Below are 16722 nucleotides of genomic sequence, written 5' to 3' on the forward strand. Positions count from 1 at the left end.
CTCCGGTCCGGCCGGTGCCACCGGCAGCGCGAGGCGACCGGTGGCACCATCCTCACCGCCGAGCCGTGCCCGCGCCGGTGGTGGGGTCACCAGCGCGGGCCGGGGGCACGCCGGGCAGCCCGCCGACCGGCGCCGGAGACTCGGGCTGGGTTGCCGACGGCTCGGGCTGGGTTGCCGGTGCCGACGGCTCGGGTGACGCGGCGGCCGTCGGCGTACCGACCGGGTTGGGGGAACCATCGCGGCTCGCCCGCCAGGCGGGCAGGTACAGCGGCGCGGCGATCGCGAGCACGATCGCGCCGGCCAGCATCGCCACGCTGACACCGGCCCGGTCGGCGACCAGGCCGAGCACGATCCCCCCGGCGGCACCGGCGGGCATGGCCACCATCGAGTTCAGGGAGACCACACTGGTTCGGTACGGCCCGTCGACCTGCCGGTGCACCAGCCCCATGTGCAACGGGTTCGAGGCGCCGTGCACGGTGTAGCACACGACGAAGGCGACCAGCACGCCGACCGGGCCGGCGAGCAGCGCCATCCCGACCACGGTGACGCCCTGCGTGATCCGCAGCAGCGCCGCGGCGGGGGCGGCACCCAGCCACCGGGTGAGCAGCGGGGTCACCGCCGCGCCACCGGCGCTCGCGAGCCAGGCCACCATGGTTGCCGGCCCGAGCAGCGCCCCGGCTCGATCGGAGTCGCCGAGCACCTCGGCGAGCCGGACCGGCAGGAGAGCTTCAAAAGTGACCATGCCGAAGCCCCAGAAGAGCTCGACCGAGAGCAGGGCGAGCAGCACCCGGGAGCGGCGCAGCAGCCCCATCGCCTGGCCGATCATCCGGGGGGCCTCCGCGATCGACTCGCGCAGCGCCGACGACCCGGCGGCGGCACGACCCTCACGTAGCAGGGCGAGCAGGGCCAGCAGCCCGACGACCTGCAACCCCGTGGCGGCCACGATCGGCATGGTCAACGCAGTGAATGGACCGACCGGGCCGAGCGCGACCAGCGCGCCACTGAGCAGGGCACCGACCGCCATGGCGACGCCGAGCGCCGTCCCGCCCTGGCTCAGGCCGCGCTCATACTCGGCATCGGGGTCGGCCGCGAGGGTGCTGTCCACGAACCAGGATTCGAGCGGGCCGCTGTCCAGCGCCCGATAGACCCCCTGCAACGCCCACACCGCCACCAGCAGGGCGAACGAGTCGGCCACGACGAAGAGCGCCATGGAGACGAGGTTCACCACCGCGGCGAGCACCAGCACCGGCCGGCGTCCCACGGCGTCGGCGAGCCCGGCGGTCGGCAACTCGAGCACGAGGACGAGGAGACCCTGGGCGGCGAACGCCACACCGATCTCGGTGAGGGTGAGGCCCCGCTCCTGCATCAGCAGGACGAAGACCGGGACCAGCAGGCCGACCGGCAGCCAGCGCAGGCTGAGCAGGATGAGGTAGCGGTGCCGGACCTGATGGACCGAGAGGGCGGCCATCACGCCTCCCGGGGAGCGGCGGTGGGCAGGTCGGACGAGTTCAGTAGTGGGTAGGCGGCGAGGTAGACCTGGACCTGCTCGGCGCCGGGCTCCGCCGGATCGGCCGCTTCGCGGTATCGCTCCAGGACCTGCCAGAGTTCGTCATTGAGCGCCTTCAGCCGGTCTGCCGGGAGGGTCAGGAAGGCGTCGCCCATCCCGAAGGCGTCCCGCCACTCCGACGACCACTGACTCTGCGTCGCGTGCCACCGCTGCGCCTGCTCGGTCAGCAGGCGCACCTGGTGACCCTGGATCCACTCCAGGGCGGCGCGGGCGTCCGGATCGTCGTCGAAGTCGGTGGGCTCGAAGTCGCTGACCTCGTGCGCGGCCCGCCACCAGCGCTGCCGGCCGGTGCCCCGGTCGGGGTCCTCGGCGACCAGCCCCACGTCGGCGAGCTGACGCAGGTGGTAGCTGGTGGCACCGGTGTTGGTGTCGAGCTGTTCGGCCAGCATGGTGGCGGTCGCCGAGCCCTGCACCCGCAGCGCCCCGAGGAGCCGGATCCGCAGCGGGTGCGCCAGCACCCGAATCTGCCGGTGGTCGATGTGCACCACCCGCGGGGCCGGCCCGGCCCGTTCCCGATCATCAGTCATGCTTGCACACTATCTCTGCACAACTTCTGTGCACAAGAGTTTTGCACAGAAGTTGTGCAACGTCCTCGACCTCGACGGCCCCGCACCCGCTCAGGCCGACCGGGCGCCCGAGCAGCGCCCGTCCCGACCGGCCCCCGCACACAACAGTGGCGGCCCGGCAGGAGCCGGGCCGCCACTGGAATGACCAACGAGGCGATCAGGTGGGATCGGCCACCGGAGCAGCCGGGCCGGCGGTGCTGGCCTGCGCCCGAGCCTCCGGCTTGGGCCGGGCGTCCACGCCCGCCTCCAGGCGCTGCGCCGCGGTGATCGGGGTCGGCGCAGCGGTCAACGGGTCGAACCCGCCGCGGGTCTTCGGGAAGGCGATGACCTCACGGATCGAGTCGGCGCCGGCAAGCAGCATGCAGACCCGGTCCCAACCGAAGGCGATCCCGCCGTGCGGCGGCGCGCCGTACTTGAACGCCTCCAGCAGGAAGCCGAACTTGTCCTGCGCCTGCTCAGGGGTGATGCCGAGCAGGTCGAAGACCCGCTGCTGCACGTCGCCGCGGTGGATACGGATCGAGCCGCCGCCGATCTCGTTTCCGTTGCAGACGATGTCGTACGCGTACGCGAGCGCCCGGTCCGGCGCCTCCTCGAAGCGGTCCACCCACTCGGCGTTCGGCGCGGTGAACGGATGGTGCACCGCGGTCCAGCCGCTCGCTCCGCCCTCCGCACCGTCGGTGACCCGCTCGAACATCGGCGCGTCGACCACCCAGCAGAACGCCCAGGCGCTCTCGTCAATCAGCTTCGCCCGGCAGGCGATCTCCACCCGGGCCGCGCCGAGCAGCTCCTGCGCCGCCCGGCTCTCCGCGCCGGCGGCGAAGAAGATCGCGTCGCCGGGCTTCGCGCCGACCGCGTCGGCCAGACCCGCCAGGTGCTCGGTGGAGAGGTTCTTGGCGACCGGGCCCCGCGCCTCACCCGTCTCGGCGTCGAGCACCACGTACGCCAGGCCCTTCGCACCCCGCGCCTTGGCCCAGTCCTGCCAGCCGTCCAACTCCTTACGGGACTGCGCCGCACCGCCGGGCATCACGACCGCACCGACGTAGCCGCCCGCCTCGATCGCGCCGGCGAAGACCCGGAACCGGGTGCCGCGCAGGTAGTCGGTCAGCTCGGTCAACTCCACGCCGTAGCGCAGGTCCGGCTTGTCCGAACCGTACCGGGCCATGGCCTCGTGCCAGGTGATCCGTGGGAGCGGCCGAGTGATCTGGTGGCCGGCCAGTTCCCGCCACAGCCGGGACACGATCGCCTCGCCGAGGTCGATCACGTCGTCCTCGGTGACGAAGGACATCTCGATGTCCAGCTGGGTGAACTCCGGCTGCCGGTCGGCGCGGAAGTCCTCGTCCCGGTAGCAGCGGGCGATCTGGTAGTACCGCTCCATCCCGCCCACCATGAGCAGCTGCTTGAACAGCTGCGGCGACTGGGGCAGCGCATACCAGGTGCCGGGCTGCAGCCGGACCGGCACCAGGAAGTCGCGGGCCCCCTCCGGCGTCGAGCGGGTCAACGTCGGGGTCTCGATCTCCAGGAAGTCCCGCTCGTGCAGCACCGTACGGGCGATCTGGTTGGCCGCGGAACGCAGCCGCAGGGCGTTGGCCGGGCCGCTGCGGCGCAGATCCAGATAGCGGTAGCGCAGCCGGACGTCGTCACCGGCCTCGACCTGGTCGTCCACCGGCAGCGGCAGGGGCGCCGCCTCGGAGAGCACCTCCAGCTCCTCCGCCGTCACCTCGACCTCGCCGGTGGCCAGTTCCGGGTTCTCGTTGCCTTCGGGACGACGGGTCACCTCACCCGTGACCCGGACGCAGTACTCGTTGCGCAGCACGTGGGCGTCCTCCTCGCGGAGGACGACCTGGGCCACCCCGGAACCGTCCCGCAGGTCGACAAAGATGACACCGCCGTGGTCGCGCCGGCGGGCCACCCAGCCGGCGAGCGTCACCGTGGTGCCGGCGTCCGTCGCGCGCAGGCTTCCGGCGTCATGGGTACGGATCACGGCGTGCGTCTCCCTCGTCTGCGGAAATGGATCTGCCCGGCATCCTCGCCGGGCCGCCCCGGGGCCGCATCCTGATTTCCAGTCTGTTCCGGGGCAGAATGTCTCTGCCCCGGCATTCTGTCAGGGCTACCGCACCGCCGTTTGCCGGGTGCGCGGAAGGAGGGCCCCCCACGCGCCGAACCCGGGTGGGCGCCGTGCGCCAGGACCGGTGGTGCCCTGCGCCAGGACCGGTGGTGCCGCGACCTGGGCCGTCAGCGCCGGGCGGCCTGTCGGGCGCGACGGGCGTCGCGCTTCTCCTCGAACCGGGACGCGGCGAGCTCCAGGCCGTCAAGGTGGGCCGCGATCCGGTCCCGGGCCGCCTCGCCGTCCGCGTCCAGGCCCGACACCTCGAAGATGTCCCACTGCCGCAGCACCGGCAGCACCACCTCGTCCCGGTGCTGGCGCAGGTCGTAGATGCCGGCCAGGGCGATCGCGACGGACTTCCGGGTGAACCCCTCGATGCCGTTGCCCGGCATCTGGAACTCGGCCAGCACGTCGGCCACCGCCCGCATCGTCTGGCTGGGAGCCAGCTCCAGGGCGGCGGCGAGCAGGTTCCGGTAGAACAGCATGTGCAGGTTCTCGTCGGTGGCGATTCGCGCCAACAGCGCCTCGCAGTGCGGATCACCGGTGGCCCGGCCGGTGTTCCGGTGCGAGATCCGGGTGGCCAACTCCTGGAACGACACGTACGCGAGCGAGTGCAGCATCTCCTCGTCGTGCGCGTTGCGGTAGCCGGCCGACATGTGCGTCATCCGGGCCCGCTCCAGGGCCACCGGGTCGACCGCCCGGGTCACCGTCAGGTAGTCCCGGATCGCGATGCCGTGCCGCGCCTCCTCAGCCGTCCACCGGTGCACCCAGGTCCCCCACGCCCCGTCCCGACCAAAGAGCGTGGCGATCTGGTGGTGGTACGAGGGCAGGTTGTCCTCGGTGAGCAGGTTGACGATCAACGCGGTACGGGCGACCTCGGGCAGCGGTGAGTCGGCCGGCGTCCACGCCTGCCCCCCGAGCGGACCGTCGAAGGTCCGCCCCGCACTCCAGGGCACGTACTCGTGCGGGAACCACTCCTTCGCGATCGACAGATGCCGGTCGAGGTTCTTCTCCACCACGACCTCCAGCTCGTGCAGGAGGGCGGTCTCACTGAGGACGGTCATGCGGGTCTCCCTACGGCGGCGTAACTTACGCCACCGTAGGTCCGATCGTCCGTACGCGCCAGTAGCGTCCCACGCGAGCCTCGGCGCAGCGCCTTCCTGCCGAAACATCCACACCCAGGCCGAACGAGGGCCGGTGGTCGCGGGAACTCAGCCCACCACCGGCCGCAGGTCCGCCGCGGGTGGCTGCCACACCTCGGCCCGCGCCGACACCTGCGCACCGGTACGGATGTCCTTGACCTCGTCCGCGCCCTCGTCCGTGCCGGGGAACCACACGTACGGGATGCCCCGCCGCTCGGCGTAGCGGATCTGCTTGCCGAACTTCGCGGCACTCGGCGCGACCTCGGTGCAGATGCCCCGGGCCCGCAGCGCCTCGGCGACCCGGTTACTCACCGCCCGCTGCGCCTCGCTGGTCACCGCCACCACCACACAGGTGGGGACCGGACGGGAGATGCTCAACGCCCCGGCACCGAAGAGCAGGCCGAGCAGCCGGGTCACGCCGATCGAGATGCCCACTCCCGGGAACGCGACGGCACCGGCGCTGGCCAGGTTGTCGTACCGGCCGCCGGAGCAGATCGAGCCGAACCGCTCGTACCCGACCAGCTGCGTCTCGTAGACGGTCCCGGTGTAGTAGTCCAGGCCGCGGGCGATGCGCAGGTCGGCGACGCAGAGGCCGGGCGCGTGCTCGGCGGCGGTCTGCATCACCTGGACCAGCTCCGCGAGGCCCTCGTCGAGCAGCGGGTGACTGACCCCGAGCGCGTGCACCGCGTCGGCGAACGACGCATCCGGCGCCGAGATCTCCGCCAGCGCCAGCACCGCCTTCGCCTGCGCCTCGGTCGCCCCGGCCGTGGCGGTCAGGAGGTCGGCCACCCGGGCCGGTCCGATCTTGTCCAGCTTGTCGACGGCACGCAGCGCCGCCTCCGGGTCGGTGATCCCCACCCCCCGGTAGAAGCCTTCGCAGATCTTGCGGTTGTTGACCTGGATCCGCACCGGCGGAATCGGCAGCGACCGCAGCGCGTCCCCGATCACCAGCGGCATCTCGGCCTCGTGGTGCGGCGCCAACGTGTCCCGGTCAACGATGTCGATGTCCGCCTGCAGGAACTCCCGGTAGCGGCCCTCCTGCGGTCGCTCGCCCCGCCACACCTTCTGGATCTGGTAGCGGCGGAACGGGAACTGGAGCTTGCCGGCGTTCTCCAGCACGTACCGGGCGAACGGCACGGTCAGGTCGAAGTGCAGGCCAAGAGCGTCGTCGCCGGCCGGTCCGTCGGGGTCGGCCTGCAGCCGCCGGAGCAGGTAGACCTCCTTGGAGGTCTCCCCCTTGCGCAACAACTGGTCGAGCGGCTCGACCGCGCGGGTCTCCAGTGGGGCGAACCCGTACCGCTCGAAGGTGTCCCGGATCCGCTCCAGGACGGACTGCTCGATCATCCGCTGGGCGGGCGTCCACTCCGGAAAGCCGGAGATCGGCGTGGGCTTACTCATGGTGCTCCGTTCGCGAACCCCGCGCGGTCCGCGCGGGGGAAAGAGGGTGCGGCGGCTACCAGCCGCGGGCAGGGGCCGCCGGTCGCGCCGGCTCGCCCGCCACCTCGAGAAGGTACGGGTTGGCGGCGCGTTCCCGGCCGATCGTCGTGGTGGGACCGTGGCCGGGCAGCACGACCGTGTCGTCCGCCAGCGGGAGGATCTTGCTCCGCAGGCTGGCGAGCATCGTCGGATGGCTGCCACCCGGCAGGTCGGTACGGCCGATCGAGCCGGCGAAGAGCACGTCACCGGAGAGGCAGAGCTCGTCTGCCTCCCAGCGGGAGCCCGCGCCGGGCAACCGGAAGAGCACCGACCCGCCGGTATGGCCCGGCGCATGGTCAACGGTGATCTCCAGCCCGGCGAGGTCGAGGGTGGCGCCGTCGGTCAGTTCGGCGACGTCCTCCGGCTCGGTGTACGGCAGCCGGCCGCCGAAGAGCCCGGTCAGGTCGACGGAGAGCCCCTTCGCCGGGTCGGCGAGGAGCTCCCGGTCAGCCGGGTGGACGTACGCGGTGACCCCCCGCGCGCCGCAGACCGGCGCGACGGAGAAGGTGTGGTCGAGGTGGCCGTGGGTCAACAGCACGGCGGCCGGATGCAGCCGGTGCTCGGCCAGCAGGGCGTCGAGTCGGTCGAGCACCCCGATGCCGGGATCGACCACCACACACTGCTCCCCCGGCGCCGTCGCGACCACATAGCAGTTGGTGCCGAAGGCGTCCGCGGGAAAACCGGCCACGAGCACAACGGCTCCCCTTCCCTCGAAGTGTCAGGTCGTCTGCTGAGCCTAGTCGCCGAGGCAACCACGCTCGTGCGGGTGCGGCCCGGTGGTGGGTGCAGCACGGTCCGCGGGTCACCACCGCGCCACCTCGTACACGACAATCCCCGCCACTGGTCGTACACTCTGGCGGGCGTGTGGCATGGCACACCTGACCAACGGTCGGGCCGTCCGTCACGGAACCAGGGTAGAGGAAGGGGAGCGCGGGTGGCCTCCAGCAGGGATCGGCAGCGCAAACTGGCGCGGGCAAAACTCGACCGACAGCTGGCCCGGCGGGCCGCTCGGACCCGCCGCCGACGGCAGGTCCAGGCCGGGGTGGGCGTCGCGGTCGTCCTCATCCTGATCGTGGCCGGCTCCGCCTGGGCGCTGGGCGCCTTCGATCGGGACCCGGTCGAGAACACCGCGGCCGAGGAGCTCTGCTTCTGGACCCCGGAGGACGCCACCGCCAACACCAACCTGACCGACGTCGGCACCCCGGCCACCACCGGGCTGCCGACCGAGGGGGTCCGGACGATGACGGTCGTCACGAACCAGGGGGCCCCGGTCACCGCCGAGCTGGACACCGCCGCCACCCCGTGCGCCGTCGCGAGCATCTCCCACCTGGCGGCGAACTCCTTCTACGACAACACCAAGTGTCACGAAATAACCACCGAGGGTGCCGTACGGTGTGGCGACCCGAGCGGCACCGGACTGGGCGGACCCGCCTACTCCTTCTACGACGAGAACGTTCCCACCCCGGCGGACGCCCCGGCGAGCCCGGCAGATGCGTCGGCGAGCCCGGCAGCCGACCAGCCCGCGACCTACCCGAAGGGCACGGTCGCGATGGTCGGCAACCGGCCCGGCGCCAACGGAAGTCAGTTCCTGATCTTCTTCAGGGACTTCACCACCGCCGAGCCGGCGTACACGGTCATTGGCCGTGTCACCGGCGGCCTGGATACGGTCGAGAAGATCGGTTCGCTACCGACCGTGGAGAATGCGGGCGGAGCAAAGGTCAAGCCGCAGGACGACGACGTGGTCATCCAGAGCCTGACGGTCACCGAGCCGGCAGCGACGCCGACCGCCACCCCGGCGGCCGACCCGAGCGCCGGCTGACCGATCCCAGCCAAACCCCACATCGTGCAGGAGGATCCAGGCGTGACGTCCACCAATGAGCGGCAACGCGCGGCGGCCCGCGCTCGGCTCGAGAAGGAGATGGCCGAGCGGACCGCCCGGGCTCGTCGGCGTCGCCGGACCCAGGCGATCGTCGGGGCGAGCGCGGCTCTCCTCCTGGTGGTCGCCGGCACCGTCTGGCTGGTATCGAGCCTCGGCGACGACTCGGCCACCGACACGACCACCACCGCCGGCGCCGAGTGCGTCTTCACCGAGATCCCCGCCGACCAGCGGACCCCACAGATCAAGGATGTCGGCCTGCCGGGAACCCAGCAACCGAACACCGGCACCCAGACCCTCACCATCGACACGAACCTCGGGCCGATCACGGCCAAGGTCGACCGGTCCCAGACGCCGTGCACCAGCGCCACCTTCACCCACCTGGCCGAGCAGAACTTCTTCGACAACACCAAGTGCCACCGCCTCGTCACCGAAGGAATCAAGGTGCTCCAGTGCGGTGACCCGAGCGCGACCGGCGAGGGCTGGCGGGAGACCGACGGCACCGGCGGACCGAGCTTCCGGTTGGCCGAGGAGAACCTGCCCACGGACAAGCGGCCCCCGTACCCGGAGGGCGTGATCGCGATGGCCAACTCCGGCGCCCCCGGAAGCACCGGCAGCCAGTTCTTCATCGTCTACGGCGACTCGCCGCTCGACCCGAACTACACCGTCCTCGGCACGATCACCGGCGGGATGGACATCGTCAAGGAGGTCGCGGCGGCCGGCGACGACGAGGCCTACGCACAGCAGGCCGGCGGCGGACACCCGAAGAAGGAGGTCACCATCACCGACCTCACGATGAGCGCGCCCCAGGGCTGACCGCCCCAGCGACAGACCGCTACGTGCCCCCGGCTCCGGCCGGGGGCGCTCGTCGTTGCCCCGGGGGTGCCGCCCGCCCGGTCGGGTCAGGAACCGGAGGTAACCCGGTAGGCGTCGAAGACGCCGTCGACCTTGCGCACCGCGGCCAGCAGGTGCCCCAGATGCTTGGGGTCGGCCATCTCGAAGCTGAACCGGCTCACCGCCACCCGGTCCCGCGTGGTCGTCACCGTCGCCGAGAGGATGTTGACCCGCTCGTCGGAGAGCACCAGGGCCACGTCGGTGAGCAGCTTGTGCCGGTCGAGCGCCTCGACCTGGATGGCGACGAGGAAGGTGGACGCGCTGGTGAGCTTCCAGCCCACCTCCACGACCCGCTCCCCCTGCGCCTTGAGGTCCTCGGCGTTGGCGCAGTCGTCCCGGTGCACGCTCACTCCGCCGGAGCGGGTGACAAACCCGAACACCGAATCCGGTGGGACCGGGGTGCAGCAGCGAGCCAGCTTGATCCACACATCGCTGACGCCCCGGACCACGACACCCGGGTCGTTGCTGCTGGCCCGGCTCCGCGGCGGGCGGGTGGCCACCGCGGTCTCGGCGATGTCCTCGACCGCGCCCTCCTCACCGCCGTAGGAGGCCATCAGCTTCTGCACCACCGACTGGGCGGAGACATGGCTGTCACCGACCGCGGCATAGAGCGAGGCCACATCGGCCAGGTGGAGATCCCGGGCGATCGCCATCAGGTTGTCCGAGCTGAGCATCCGCTGCAGCGGCATGCCCTGCTTGCGCATCGCCTTGACGAGTGCGTCCTTGCCGGCCTCGATCGCCTCCTCGCGCCGCTCCTTGTTGAAGTACTGCCGGATCTTCGTGCGCGCCCGCGGGCTCTTGACGAAGCCCAGCCAGTCCTGGGTCGGGCCGGCCGTCTCCGACTTCGAGGTGAAGATCTCGATCACATCGCCGTTGGAGAGCGTCGACTCCAACGGCACCAGCTTGCCGTTGACCCGCGCCCCGATGCACTTGTGCCCCACCTCGGTGTGCACCGTGTACGCGAAGTCCACCGGCGTTGACCCCGTCGGCAGCGGAAAGACGTCGCCCTTCGGGGTGAAGACGTACACCTCCTGGCTGGACAGGTCGAAGCGCAGCGCGTCCAGGAACTCGCTCGGGTCGGCCGCCTCCCGCTGCCAGTCCAGCAGCTGCCGCAGCCAGGTCATCTCGTCGATGTGCGCCGGCGGGCCCACGACCTGGGTGCCCTTGTGCTCCTTGTACTTCCAGTGCGCGGCGATACCGAACTCGGCGGTACGGTGCATCGCGTACGTGCGGATCTGCATCTCCACCGGTTTGCCGGTGGGCCCGATCACCGTCGTGTGCAACGACTGGTACATGTTGAACTTCGGCATCGCGATGTAGTCCTTGAACCGGCCCGGCACCGGCTGCCAGTTCGCGTGGATCACACCCAACGCCGCGTAGCAGTCCCGCACCGTGTCGACCAGGATCCGGACACCCACCAGGTCGTAGATGTCGTTGAAGTCCCGCCCCCGCACGATCATCTTCTGGTAGATCGAGTACAGGTGCTTCGGCCGGCCGTTCACCTCCGCCCTGATCTTGGCGGACTTCAGGTCGGTGCCGACCTTCCTGGTCACCTGCCGCAGCAGCGCCTCCCGCTGCGGCTGGTGCTCCCCGATCAGCCGGTTGATCTCCTCGTACCGCTTCGGGAAGAGGGTGCCGAAGGCCAGATCCTCCAGCTCCCACTTGATCGTGTTCATACCCAGGCGATGCGCCAGCGGGGCCAGGATCTCCAGCGTCTCCTTGGACTTCTGCTCCTGCTTCGGCCGCGGCAGGAAGATCAGGGTACGCATGTTGTGTAGCCGGTCGGCCAGCTTGATGACCAGGACCCGTGGGTCCTTCGCCATGGCGACGACCATCTTGCGGATCGTCTCCGCCTTCGCCGCGTCGCCCAGCTTGACCTTGTCGAGCTTGGTCACCCCGTCCACCAGCAGCGCCACCTCGCCGCCGAAGTCGGCCCGCATCTGGTCCAGCGTGTACTCGGTGTCCTCGATCGTGTCGTGCAGCAGCGCCGCGACCAGCGTGGTGGTGTCCATGCCCAGATTGGCGAGGATGGTGGCCACCGCGAGCGGATGGGTGATGTAGGGATCGCCGGACTTACGGTACTGGCCGGAGTGCCAGCGGGCCGCCGTGTCGAAAGCACGTTGCAACAGCCGCGCATCGGCCTTCGGGTGATTCTCCCGATGACTGGAGATCAGCGGCTCCAGCACCTCGCTGACCTGCGAAGACTGCCAGGGCGCGTTGAACCGGGCCAGCCGGGCCCGCACCCGGCGCCCGGTCGGCGCGCTGGAGAGGGCAAATCCGCCGCCGGGAGCGGTCTCGGACACCAGATCGCCCCGCCTCGGAACGACCGCCTCCTCGTTCCCCGCGTCCAAGCCGGTGCGGGGGGCGTCGGTCGCTCCGGCACCGCTACCGGGGCCCGCCGCGGAACGGGAGCTACCGGGGCCCGCCGCGGAACCGGAGCTACCACTGCGGTCGGTCACCGAGCCGTCGCCTGTCGGGTGCACCGTGTCCTCCACCGGAGGGGCGACATCGTGAGACACCGGCCTCCTCACCGCTCGCCGGACGCGCCGGCCAGGCGGCCGACGTCTGATTCAACCGACCGCATCGGCCGGCGTTGGGTTCAGCAAATGGCAATGCTACCCGCACCCAGCGGGGTCCCGCGTTCTCACCGACCCGGGCCCCGCTGGGGTAATCCGCCCGCTCAGACCGGTCAAACGGTCAGCAGGGCATGGACCGGACGCGGCGCCAGCCGTTCGCGACCACCCAGGAAGCCCAACTCCAGCAGGACGCTGAAACCCGCCACCGTACCGCCGGCCCGCTCGACCAGGTCGAGGGTCGCCTCAGCGGTGCCACCCGTGGCGAGGACGTCATCCACCACCAGCACCCGGTGCCCGGCCGTGAACGCGTCCTGGTGTACCTCCAGGGTGGCCGCACCGTATTCCAGCGCGTACGACGCCGAGTAGGCCACCCGGGGCAGCTTGCCCGCCTTACGTACCGGCACCACACCGACGCCGGCGGCGTAGGCGATCGCTGCCGCGACCACGAACCCGCGGGCCTCGATCCCGACCACGGTGTCGAACGAGTCGCGCCCGTGGTAGCGCACGATGCCATCAATGATCTCGCGGAAGGTGTCCCCATCGGCGAAGAGCGGCATCAGGTCCTTGAACATCACCCCGGGCTTCGGAAAGTCCGGTACGTCCAGCACCCGGCTGGCCACCAGTTCGGCCATCTCCCGGCCGCTGTCCCCCCGTACCCCGGTGGTGTGGGTCTCTGTCACGCCGCTGTGCTCCCTTGTTCCGACGACGGCGTCCTTCCCGCCGCTCGCGCAGCCTGAAGGACGCCGTCACTCCGCTTCACCGGCGCGTCAGCGCCGCTTGCCACCCGGACGGTTGCCGCCACCGGCGGATCGCCCACCGCGTGCCCCGGCCGGCCGCTTGCCCGCTGGCCGCGCCCCCACCTTCGGTGCCGCACCGGCGAGGGCCGCCGCCTCCGGGTCGATCTCCTCGTCGGCGCTCTCCGTCGGCTCCGGCGTGTTCTTCGCCGAGCCCTCGCCGCGCTCCAGCGCGGCCCGGCGGGTCAGCACCCGCTTGTTGTGCGCCTGGATCCGCGGCTCCCGGTTCTTCAGCAGCACCAGCAGCGGGGTGGCCAGGGTGATCGAGGAGAAGAACGCCACCGCCATCCCGACGAACAGCACCAGGCCGAGGTCCTTCAGGGTGCCCGCGCCGAAGAAGCCGGCACCGATGAAGAGCAGGCCGCCGACCGGGAGCAGCGCCACGATCGAGGTGTTCAGCGACCGCATCAGGCTCTGGTTGATCGCCAGGTTGGCCGCCTCGCCGTACGTCTGGTTGTTGTTCGCGGTGATGCCGCGGGTGTTCTCCTGGATCTTGTCGAAGACCACCACCACGTCGTAGAGGGCGAAGCCCAGGATGGTGAGGAAGCCGATCACGGTCGACGGGGTCACCTCGAAGCCGACCAGCGAGTAGATGCCGGCGGTGAGGACCAGGTTCATCAGCAGGGAGCTGACCGCACCGACCGCCATCCGCCACTCGAAGCGCAGCACCAGGTAGACCATCACCAGCACGAGGAAGATCACCAGACCGAGCACCGCCCGCTCGGTGACCTGGCTACCCCAGGCCTGGCTGACCTGACTGCCGCCGACGTCGCTGACCGGGAGGCCGAACTCCTGGGCTACCGCCGCCTTGACCGCGTTGGCCTGCTCCGCGCTGAGCTGCGAGGTGCGCATCTCGTAGAAGTCGTCACCGGTACCGCCGACCTTCTGCGCGGTCACCACCTCCGCTCCGCCGCCCTCGGTGGCCAGTGCGGCGTCAACCGCCTCCTCGGCCTGCTGCAGGGTGCCGACGCTGGCGGGCACCTGGATCGAGTTACCGCCAGCGAACTCGATACCGAGGTCGAACCGGAGGAGCGCGAAGCTCAGCACCGAGATCAGGGCCAGCGCCCCGGCGACGCTGAACCAGACCCTGCGACGGCCGACAATGTCGAGACCGGCCTCACCACGGTAGAGGCGACTCGCGAGACCAGCACCGGCCATCTCAGGCCTCCTTCGAGCGCGGGTTGCGGGGCTGGGCCGGCTTGTTCCGGGCCGGCAACGCCCGGCCGAGGCCGCTGACCCGCGGGGACAGGAACGCCCGGGTGCGGGCGAACATCGTCATGATCGGGTGTCGGAAGAGGAAGACCACCACCAGGTCGAGGATCGTGGCGAGGCCCAACGCGAAGGCGAAGCCCTTGACCACGCCGACCGAGACGATGTAAAGCACCACCGCGGACATCAGGGTGATCGCGTTGGCGGAGATGATCGTCCGCCGGGCACGGACCCACGCCCGGGACACCGCGCTGCGCGGGCTGCGCCCCTCCCGGATCTCGTCCTTGAGCCGCTCGAAGTAGATGACGAAGGAGTCCGCCGCCACACCGAGCGAGACGATCATGCCGGCGATCCCGGCGAGGGTGAGGGTGAACCCGATCTGCCGGCCGAGCACCACCAACGCACCGAAGACGAGCAGCGCGGAGAGGATGAGGCTCAGGAAGATCACGGAGCCGAGCAGCCGGTAGTAGAAGAACGAGTAGATGATCACCAGCAGCATGCCGATGCCGGCCGCGAGCAGGCCGGCCCGCAGGTGGCTGGCGCCCAGGGTCGCGGTGACGTTCTGCTGCGCCTGCGGCTCGAAGGTCACCGGCAGCGCGCCGTAGCGCAGCGTGCTCGCCAGGTCGCTGGCGTCCTGCTGGGTGAAGTTGCCGGTGATCTGCGAGTTGTTGGTCAGCACCCCCAGGATCTCCGGCGAGGAGACGATCTGGTTGTCCAGCACGACGGCGACCCGGCAGTTGCCGCTGTCCCCGAGCGCGCTCGGGTCGCAGGCAGCGCCCTCGTTGTTGAACGCCTCCTGGGTCAGCGCGGTCCACTTATCCTGGCCGGAGCCGGTGAAGTCCAGGCTGACCACCCACTGGCTGGTCTGGTCGAGTATGGCGTTGGCGTCGTTGATGTCGGTGCCGACGACCTTGGCCTGGTCGAGCAGATACTTGAGGGTGCCGAACTCACAGGCGACGACCTGCTGGTCGACGGCGGAGATCGACGCCGGCGGGCGGGCGTCGAGCTGGGCACAGGTGATCTGCGGGACGTTGAACTGCACCAGGGCCGGCAGCACCGCGACCTCGCGGTCGGTCAGCGACGCGAACGGCTTGAGCTTCTCGACCAGCGACGGGTCGGTGGTCAGGTCGTTGGGCGACTGGAGCGCGTTCGCGGCCTCCCAGGCGGGGGCACCGACCTTCTGCTCGACCGCCCTACGCTGCTCCTCGACGCTGGCCGGGACCGGGGTGGCGCTGTCGCTCGCCGCCGGTGTCGCGCTGGGCGAGGAGGACGCGCTCGGCGTGGGCGTGACGCTGGGCGAGGCCGTGGGGGTCTCGGTCGGCGCCGCGGCACCACCGCCCGCACCGCCGGTCGGCGAGGCCGTGACCTCGACGCTGCTCGACGGGGCGGGGGAAACGCTGCCGGTCGCGGACGGCGAGGCGGAGTCGGATGGCGCAGCGGAACCGGACGGCGTGGCGGAGGGGGTGTCGGTCGGGCTCGGCGCCGGGTTCGCCGCCGCACCACTACCGTCGGCTACCTGGAGCACCTTCCGGAAACGCAGCTCCGCGGCGCTGCCGACCTCGGTCAGGTCCCGGTTCTCGCCGGGAAGGGAGATCACGATATTCCGGTCGCCCTCGGTGACGACCTCGGCCTCGGCAACCCCGAAGGCGTTGACCCGACTCTCGATGATCTCCCGGGCCTCCTCCAGGTTCTCCGCGGTCGGCGCCTGACCGTCGACGGTGTTGGTCGCCTCCAGCGTCAGCCGGGTGCCGCCGACCAGGTCGAGACCGAGCTTGGGCTCAAGCCGGTCCTGCCAGCTACCGCTCGCGCCGCCGCCGAAGAAGACCAGAAGATAGAGGACCACGAAGATGGCCCCAAGCACGGCGAGCTGCCGCCCGGGGCGCATCTGTTTCTGAGGTGGTGCCACGGCTGTCCTGTCTCCCTGTGGGGTCACGCCGCCACGCGAGCGGCGGCTGTCGGCCGGGCGAACCGGCCGAAGCTATGTGGGGGTCGCCGCAGCGGCGCACGGGGCGCTGGCGCGGAACGCCACCACACCCTGCACCTACCGTGCGTGGCGTATCGACCCGATTGTCAAATTTTCGTCCAACTCATGCGCTGCCCGGGCCCGCCGGCACGGCGGGCGGGGTGTCACTCCTTGACGGCGTCCGCGTCGTCGACCGCCGCCTCGGCGGGCTGCTCCGCCTTGGTGACGACCCGTGCGATCGCGGGACGGGCGTACCGGGTCTCCACGCCGGGGGCGACCTCCAGCAGCACCGTCTCGTCGTCCATGCCGGTGACGGTGCCGTAGAGCCCGCCGATGGTGACAACCTCGTCACCGTGCCCCAGCGAGGACTGCATGTTCGACGCTTCCCGACGCCGCTTCTGCTGCGGGCGGATCATCATGAAGTACATGACGCCGAAGAGCAGGACGATCATGAGGATGGGTGTGAAGTTGGCGGTGCCGCCATCTTGTGCCAAAAGCACGGTGGTAAAACCTTCCCATTGGCCCTCATTCCGGCACGAGGGCACCGGGGCGAAG

The 16722-nt window shown here is 70.8% G+C and carries 13 protein-coding genes; 2 read left to right on the forward strand and 11 right to left on the reverse strand.

The window, feature by feature from the left end; genetic code table 11:
• Positions 1 to 52 precede the first annotated feature (52 nt).
• The 6 genes from H0524_RS14925 to H0524_RS14950 form a co-directional block, all read right to left on the reverse strand.
• Complete coding sequence (locus H0524_RS14925; RefSeq protein ID WP_180199175.1) at positions 53 to 1468, reverse strand: MFS transporter; 1416 nt, start codon at positions 1466 to 1468, stop codon at positions 53 to 55.
• On the reverse strand, positions 1468 to 2094 hold the full coding sequence (locus H0524_RS14930; RefSeq protein ID WP_180199176.1) for a helix-turn-helix transcriptional regulator: 627 nt from the start codon (positions 2092 to 2094) through the stop codon (positions 1468 to 1470). The genes H0524_RS14925 and H0524_RS14930 overlap by 1 nt, the downstream gene beginning before the upstream one ends.
• A gap of 196 nt (positions 2095 to 2290) precedes the next feature.
• Entirely contained in the window at positions 2291 to 4114 is a 1824-nt protein-coding gene (aspS, locus tag H0524_RS14935) for an aspartate--tRNA ligase (RefSeq protein ID WP_180199177.1), read from the reverse strand.
• 251 nt (positions 4115 to 4365) lie between these two features.
• Positions 4366 to 5301, reverse strand: coding sequence for an acyl-ACP desaturase (locus H0524_RS14940; protein ID WP_180199178.1), 936 nt, complete (start codon positions 5299 to 5301; stop codon positions 4366 to 4368).
• Between the two features lie 147 nt (positions 5302 to 5448).
• Positions 5449 to 6777: a histidine--tRNA ligase gene (gene hisS, locus H0524_RS14945; RefSeq protein ID WP_180199179.1), complete on the reverse strand. Its 1329-nt coding sequence runs from the start codon at positions 6775 to 6777 to the stop codon at positions 5449 to 5451.
• A gap of 55 nt (positions 6778 to 6832) precedes the next feature.
• Entirely contained in the window at positions 6833 to 7549 is a 717-nt protein-coding gene (locus tag H0524_RS14950; RefSeq protein ID WP_180199180.1) for an MBL fold metallo-hydrolase, read from the reverse strand.
• Between the two features lie 240 nt (positions 7550 to 7789).
• Here H0524_RS14950 and H0524_RS14955 point away from each other — a divergent pair, with 240 nt between their 5' ends.
• Together H0524_RS14955 and H0524_RS14960 are read left to right on the forward strand one after the other, a co-directional pair.
• A complete protein-coding gene (locus H0524_RS14955; RefSeq protein ID WP_180199181.1) occupies positions 7790 to 8674 on the forward strand; it encodes a peptidylprolyl isomerase in 885 nt (294 codons plus the stop codon).
• Between the two features lie 24 nt (positions 8675 to 8698).
• Positions 8699 to 9547 carry a peptidylprolyl isomerase gene (locus H0524_RS14960; RefSeq protein WP_309225113.1) on the forward strand — a complete coding sequence of 283 codons (849 nt, stop codon included), beginning with the start codon at positions 8699 to 8701 and terminating at the stop codon, positions 9545 to 9547.
• A gap of 86 nt (positions 9548 to 9633) precedes the next feature.
• Here H0524_RS14960 and H0524_RS14965 read toward each other — a convergent pair whose 3' ends face one another.
• The 5 genes from H0524_RS14965 to yajC form a co-directional block, all read right to left on the reverse strand.
• Entirely contained in the window at positions 9634 to 12120 is a 2487-nt protein-coding gene (locus H0524_RS14965) for a bifunctional (p)ppGpp synthetase/guanosine-3',5'-bis(diphosphate) 3'-pyrophosphohydrolase (protein ID WP_180199264.1), read from the reverse strand.
• Positions 12121 to 12314: 194 nt separating this feature from the next.
• Complete coding sequence (locus H0524_RS14970; protein WP_180199183.1) at positions 12315 to 12881, reverse strand: adenine phosphoribosyltransferase; 567 nt, start codon at positions 12879 to 12881, stop codon at positions 12315 to 12317.
• A gap of 87 nt (positions 12882 to 12968) precedes the next feature.
• Positions 12969 to 14153, reverse strand: coding sequence for a protein translocase subunit SecF (gene secF, locus H0524_RS14975; RefSeq protein ID WP_180199184.1), 1185 nt, complete (start codon positions 14151 to 14153; stop codon positions 12969 to 12971).
• A 1-nt stretch (position 14154) separates the two neighbouring features.
• Positions 14155 to 16089 carry a protein translocase subunit SecD gene (secD, locus tag H0524_RS14980; RefSeq protein ID WP_180199265.1) on the reverse strand — a complete coding sequence of 645 codons (1935 nt, stop codon included), beginning with the start codon at positions 16087 to 16089 and terminating at the stop codon, positions 14155 to 14157.
• Between the two features lie 242 nt (positions 16090 to 16331).
• On the reverse strand, positions 16332 to 16667 hold the full coding sequence (yajC, locus tag H0524_RS14985; RefSeq protein ID WP_309225114.1) for a preprotein translocase subunit YajC: 336 nt from the start codon (positions 16665 to 16667) through the stop codon (positions 16332 to 16334).
• Positions 16668 to 16722: the final 55 nt, after the last annotated feature.

The organism is Salinispora sp. H7-4, from assembly GCF_013416675.1.
Classification (GTDB): Bacteria; Actinomycetota; Actinomycetes; order Mycobacteriales; family Micromonosporaceae; genus Micromonospora; species Micromonospora vitiensis.

What these genes read in the sequence shown, in the direction of transcription:
- H0524_RS14930 (WP_180199176.1), bottom strand. Translation starts at nt 2,094, where the DNA reads ATGACTGATGATCGGGAACGGGCCGGGCCGGCCCCGCGGGTGGTGCAC.
- secD (WP_180199265.1), bottom strand. Translation starts at nt 16,089, where the DNA reads ATGCGCCCCGGGCGGCAGCTCGCCGTGCTTGGGGCCATCTTCGTGGTC.
- H0524_RS14940 (WP_180199178.1), bottom strand. Translation starts at nt 5,301, where the DNA reads ATGACCGTCCTCAGTGAGACCGCCCTCCTGCACGAGCTGGAGGTCGTG.
- H0524_RS14925 (WP_180199175.1), bottom strand. Translation starts at nt 1,468, where the DNA reads ATGGCCGCCCTCTCGGTCCATCAGGTCCGGCACCGCTACCTCATCCTG.
- secF (WP_180199184.1), bottom strand. Translation starts at nt 14,153, where the DNA reads ATGGCCGGTGCTGGTCTCGCGAGTCGCCTCTACCGTGGTGAGGCCGGT.
- hisS (WP_180199179.1), bottom strand. Translation starts at nt 6,777, where the DNA reads ATGAGTAAGCCCACGCCGATCTCCGGCTTTCCGGAGTGGACGCCCGCC.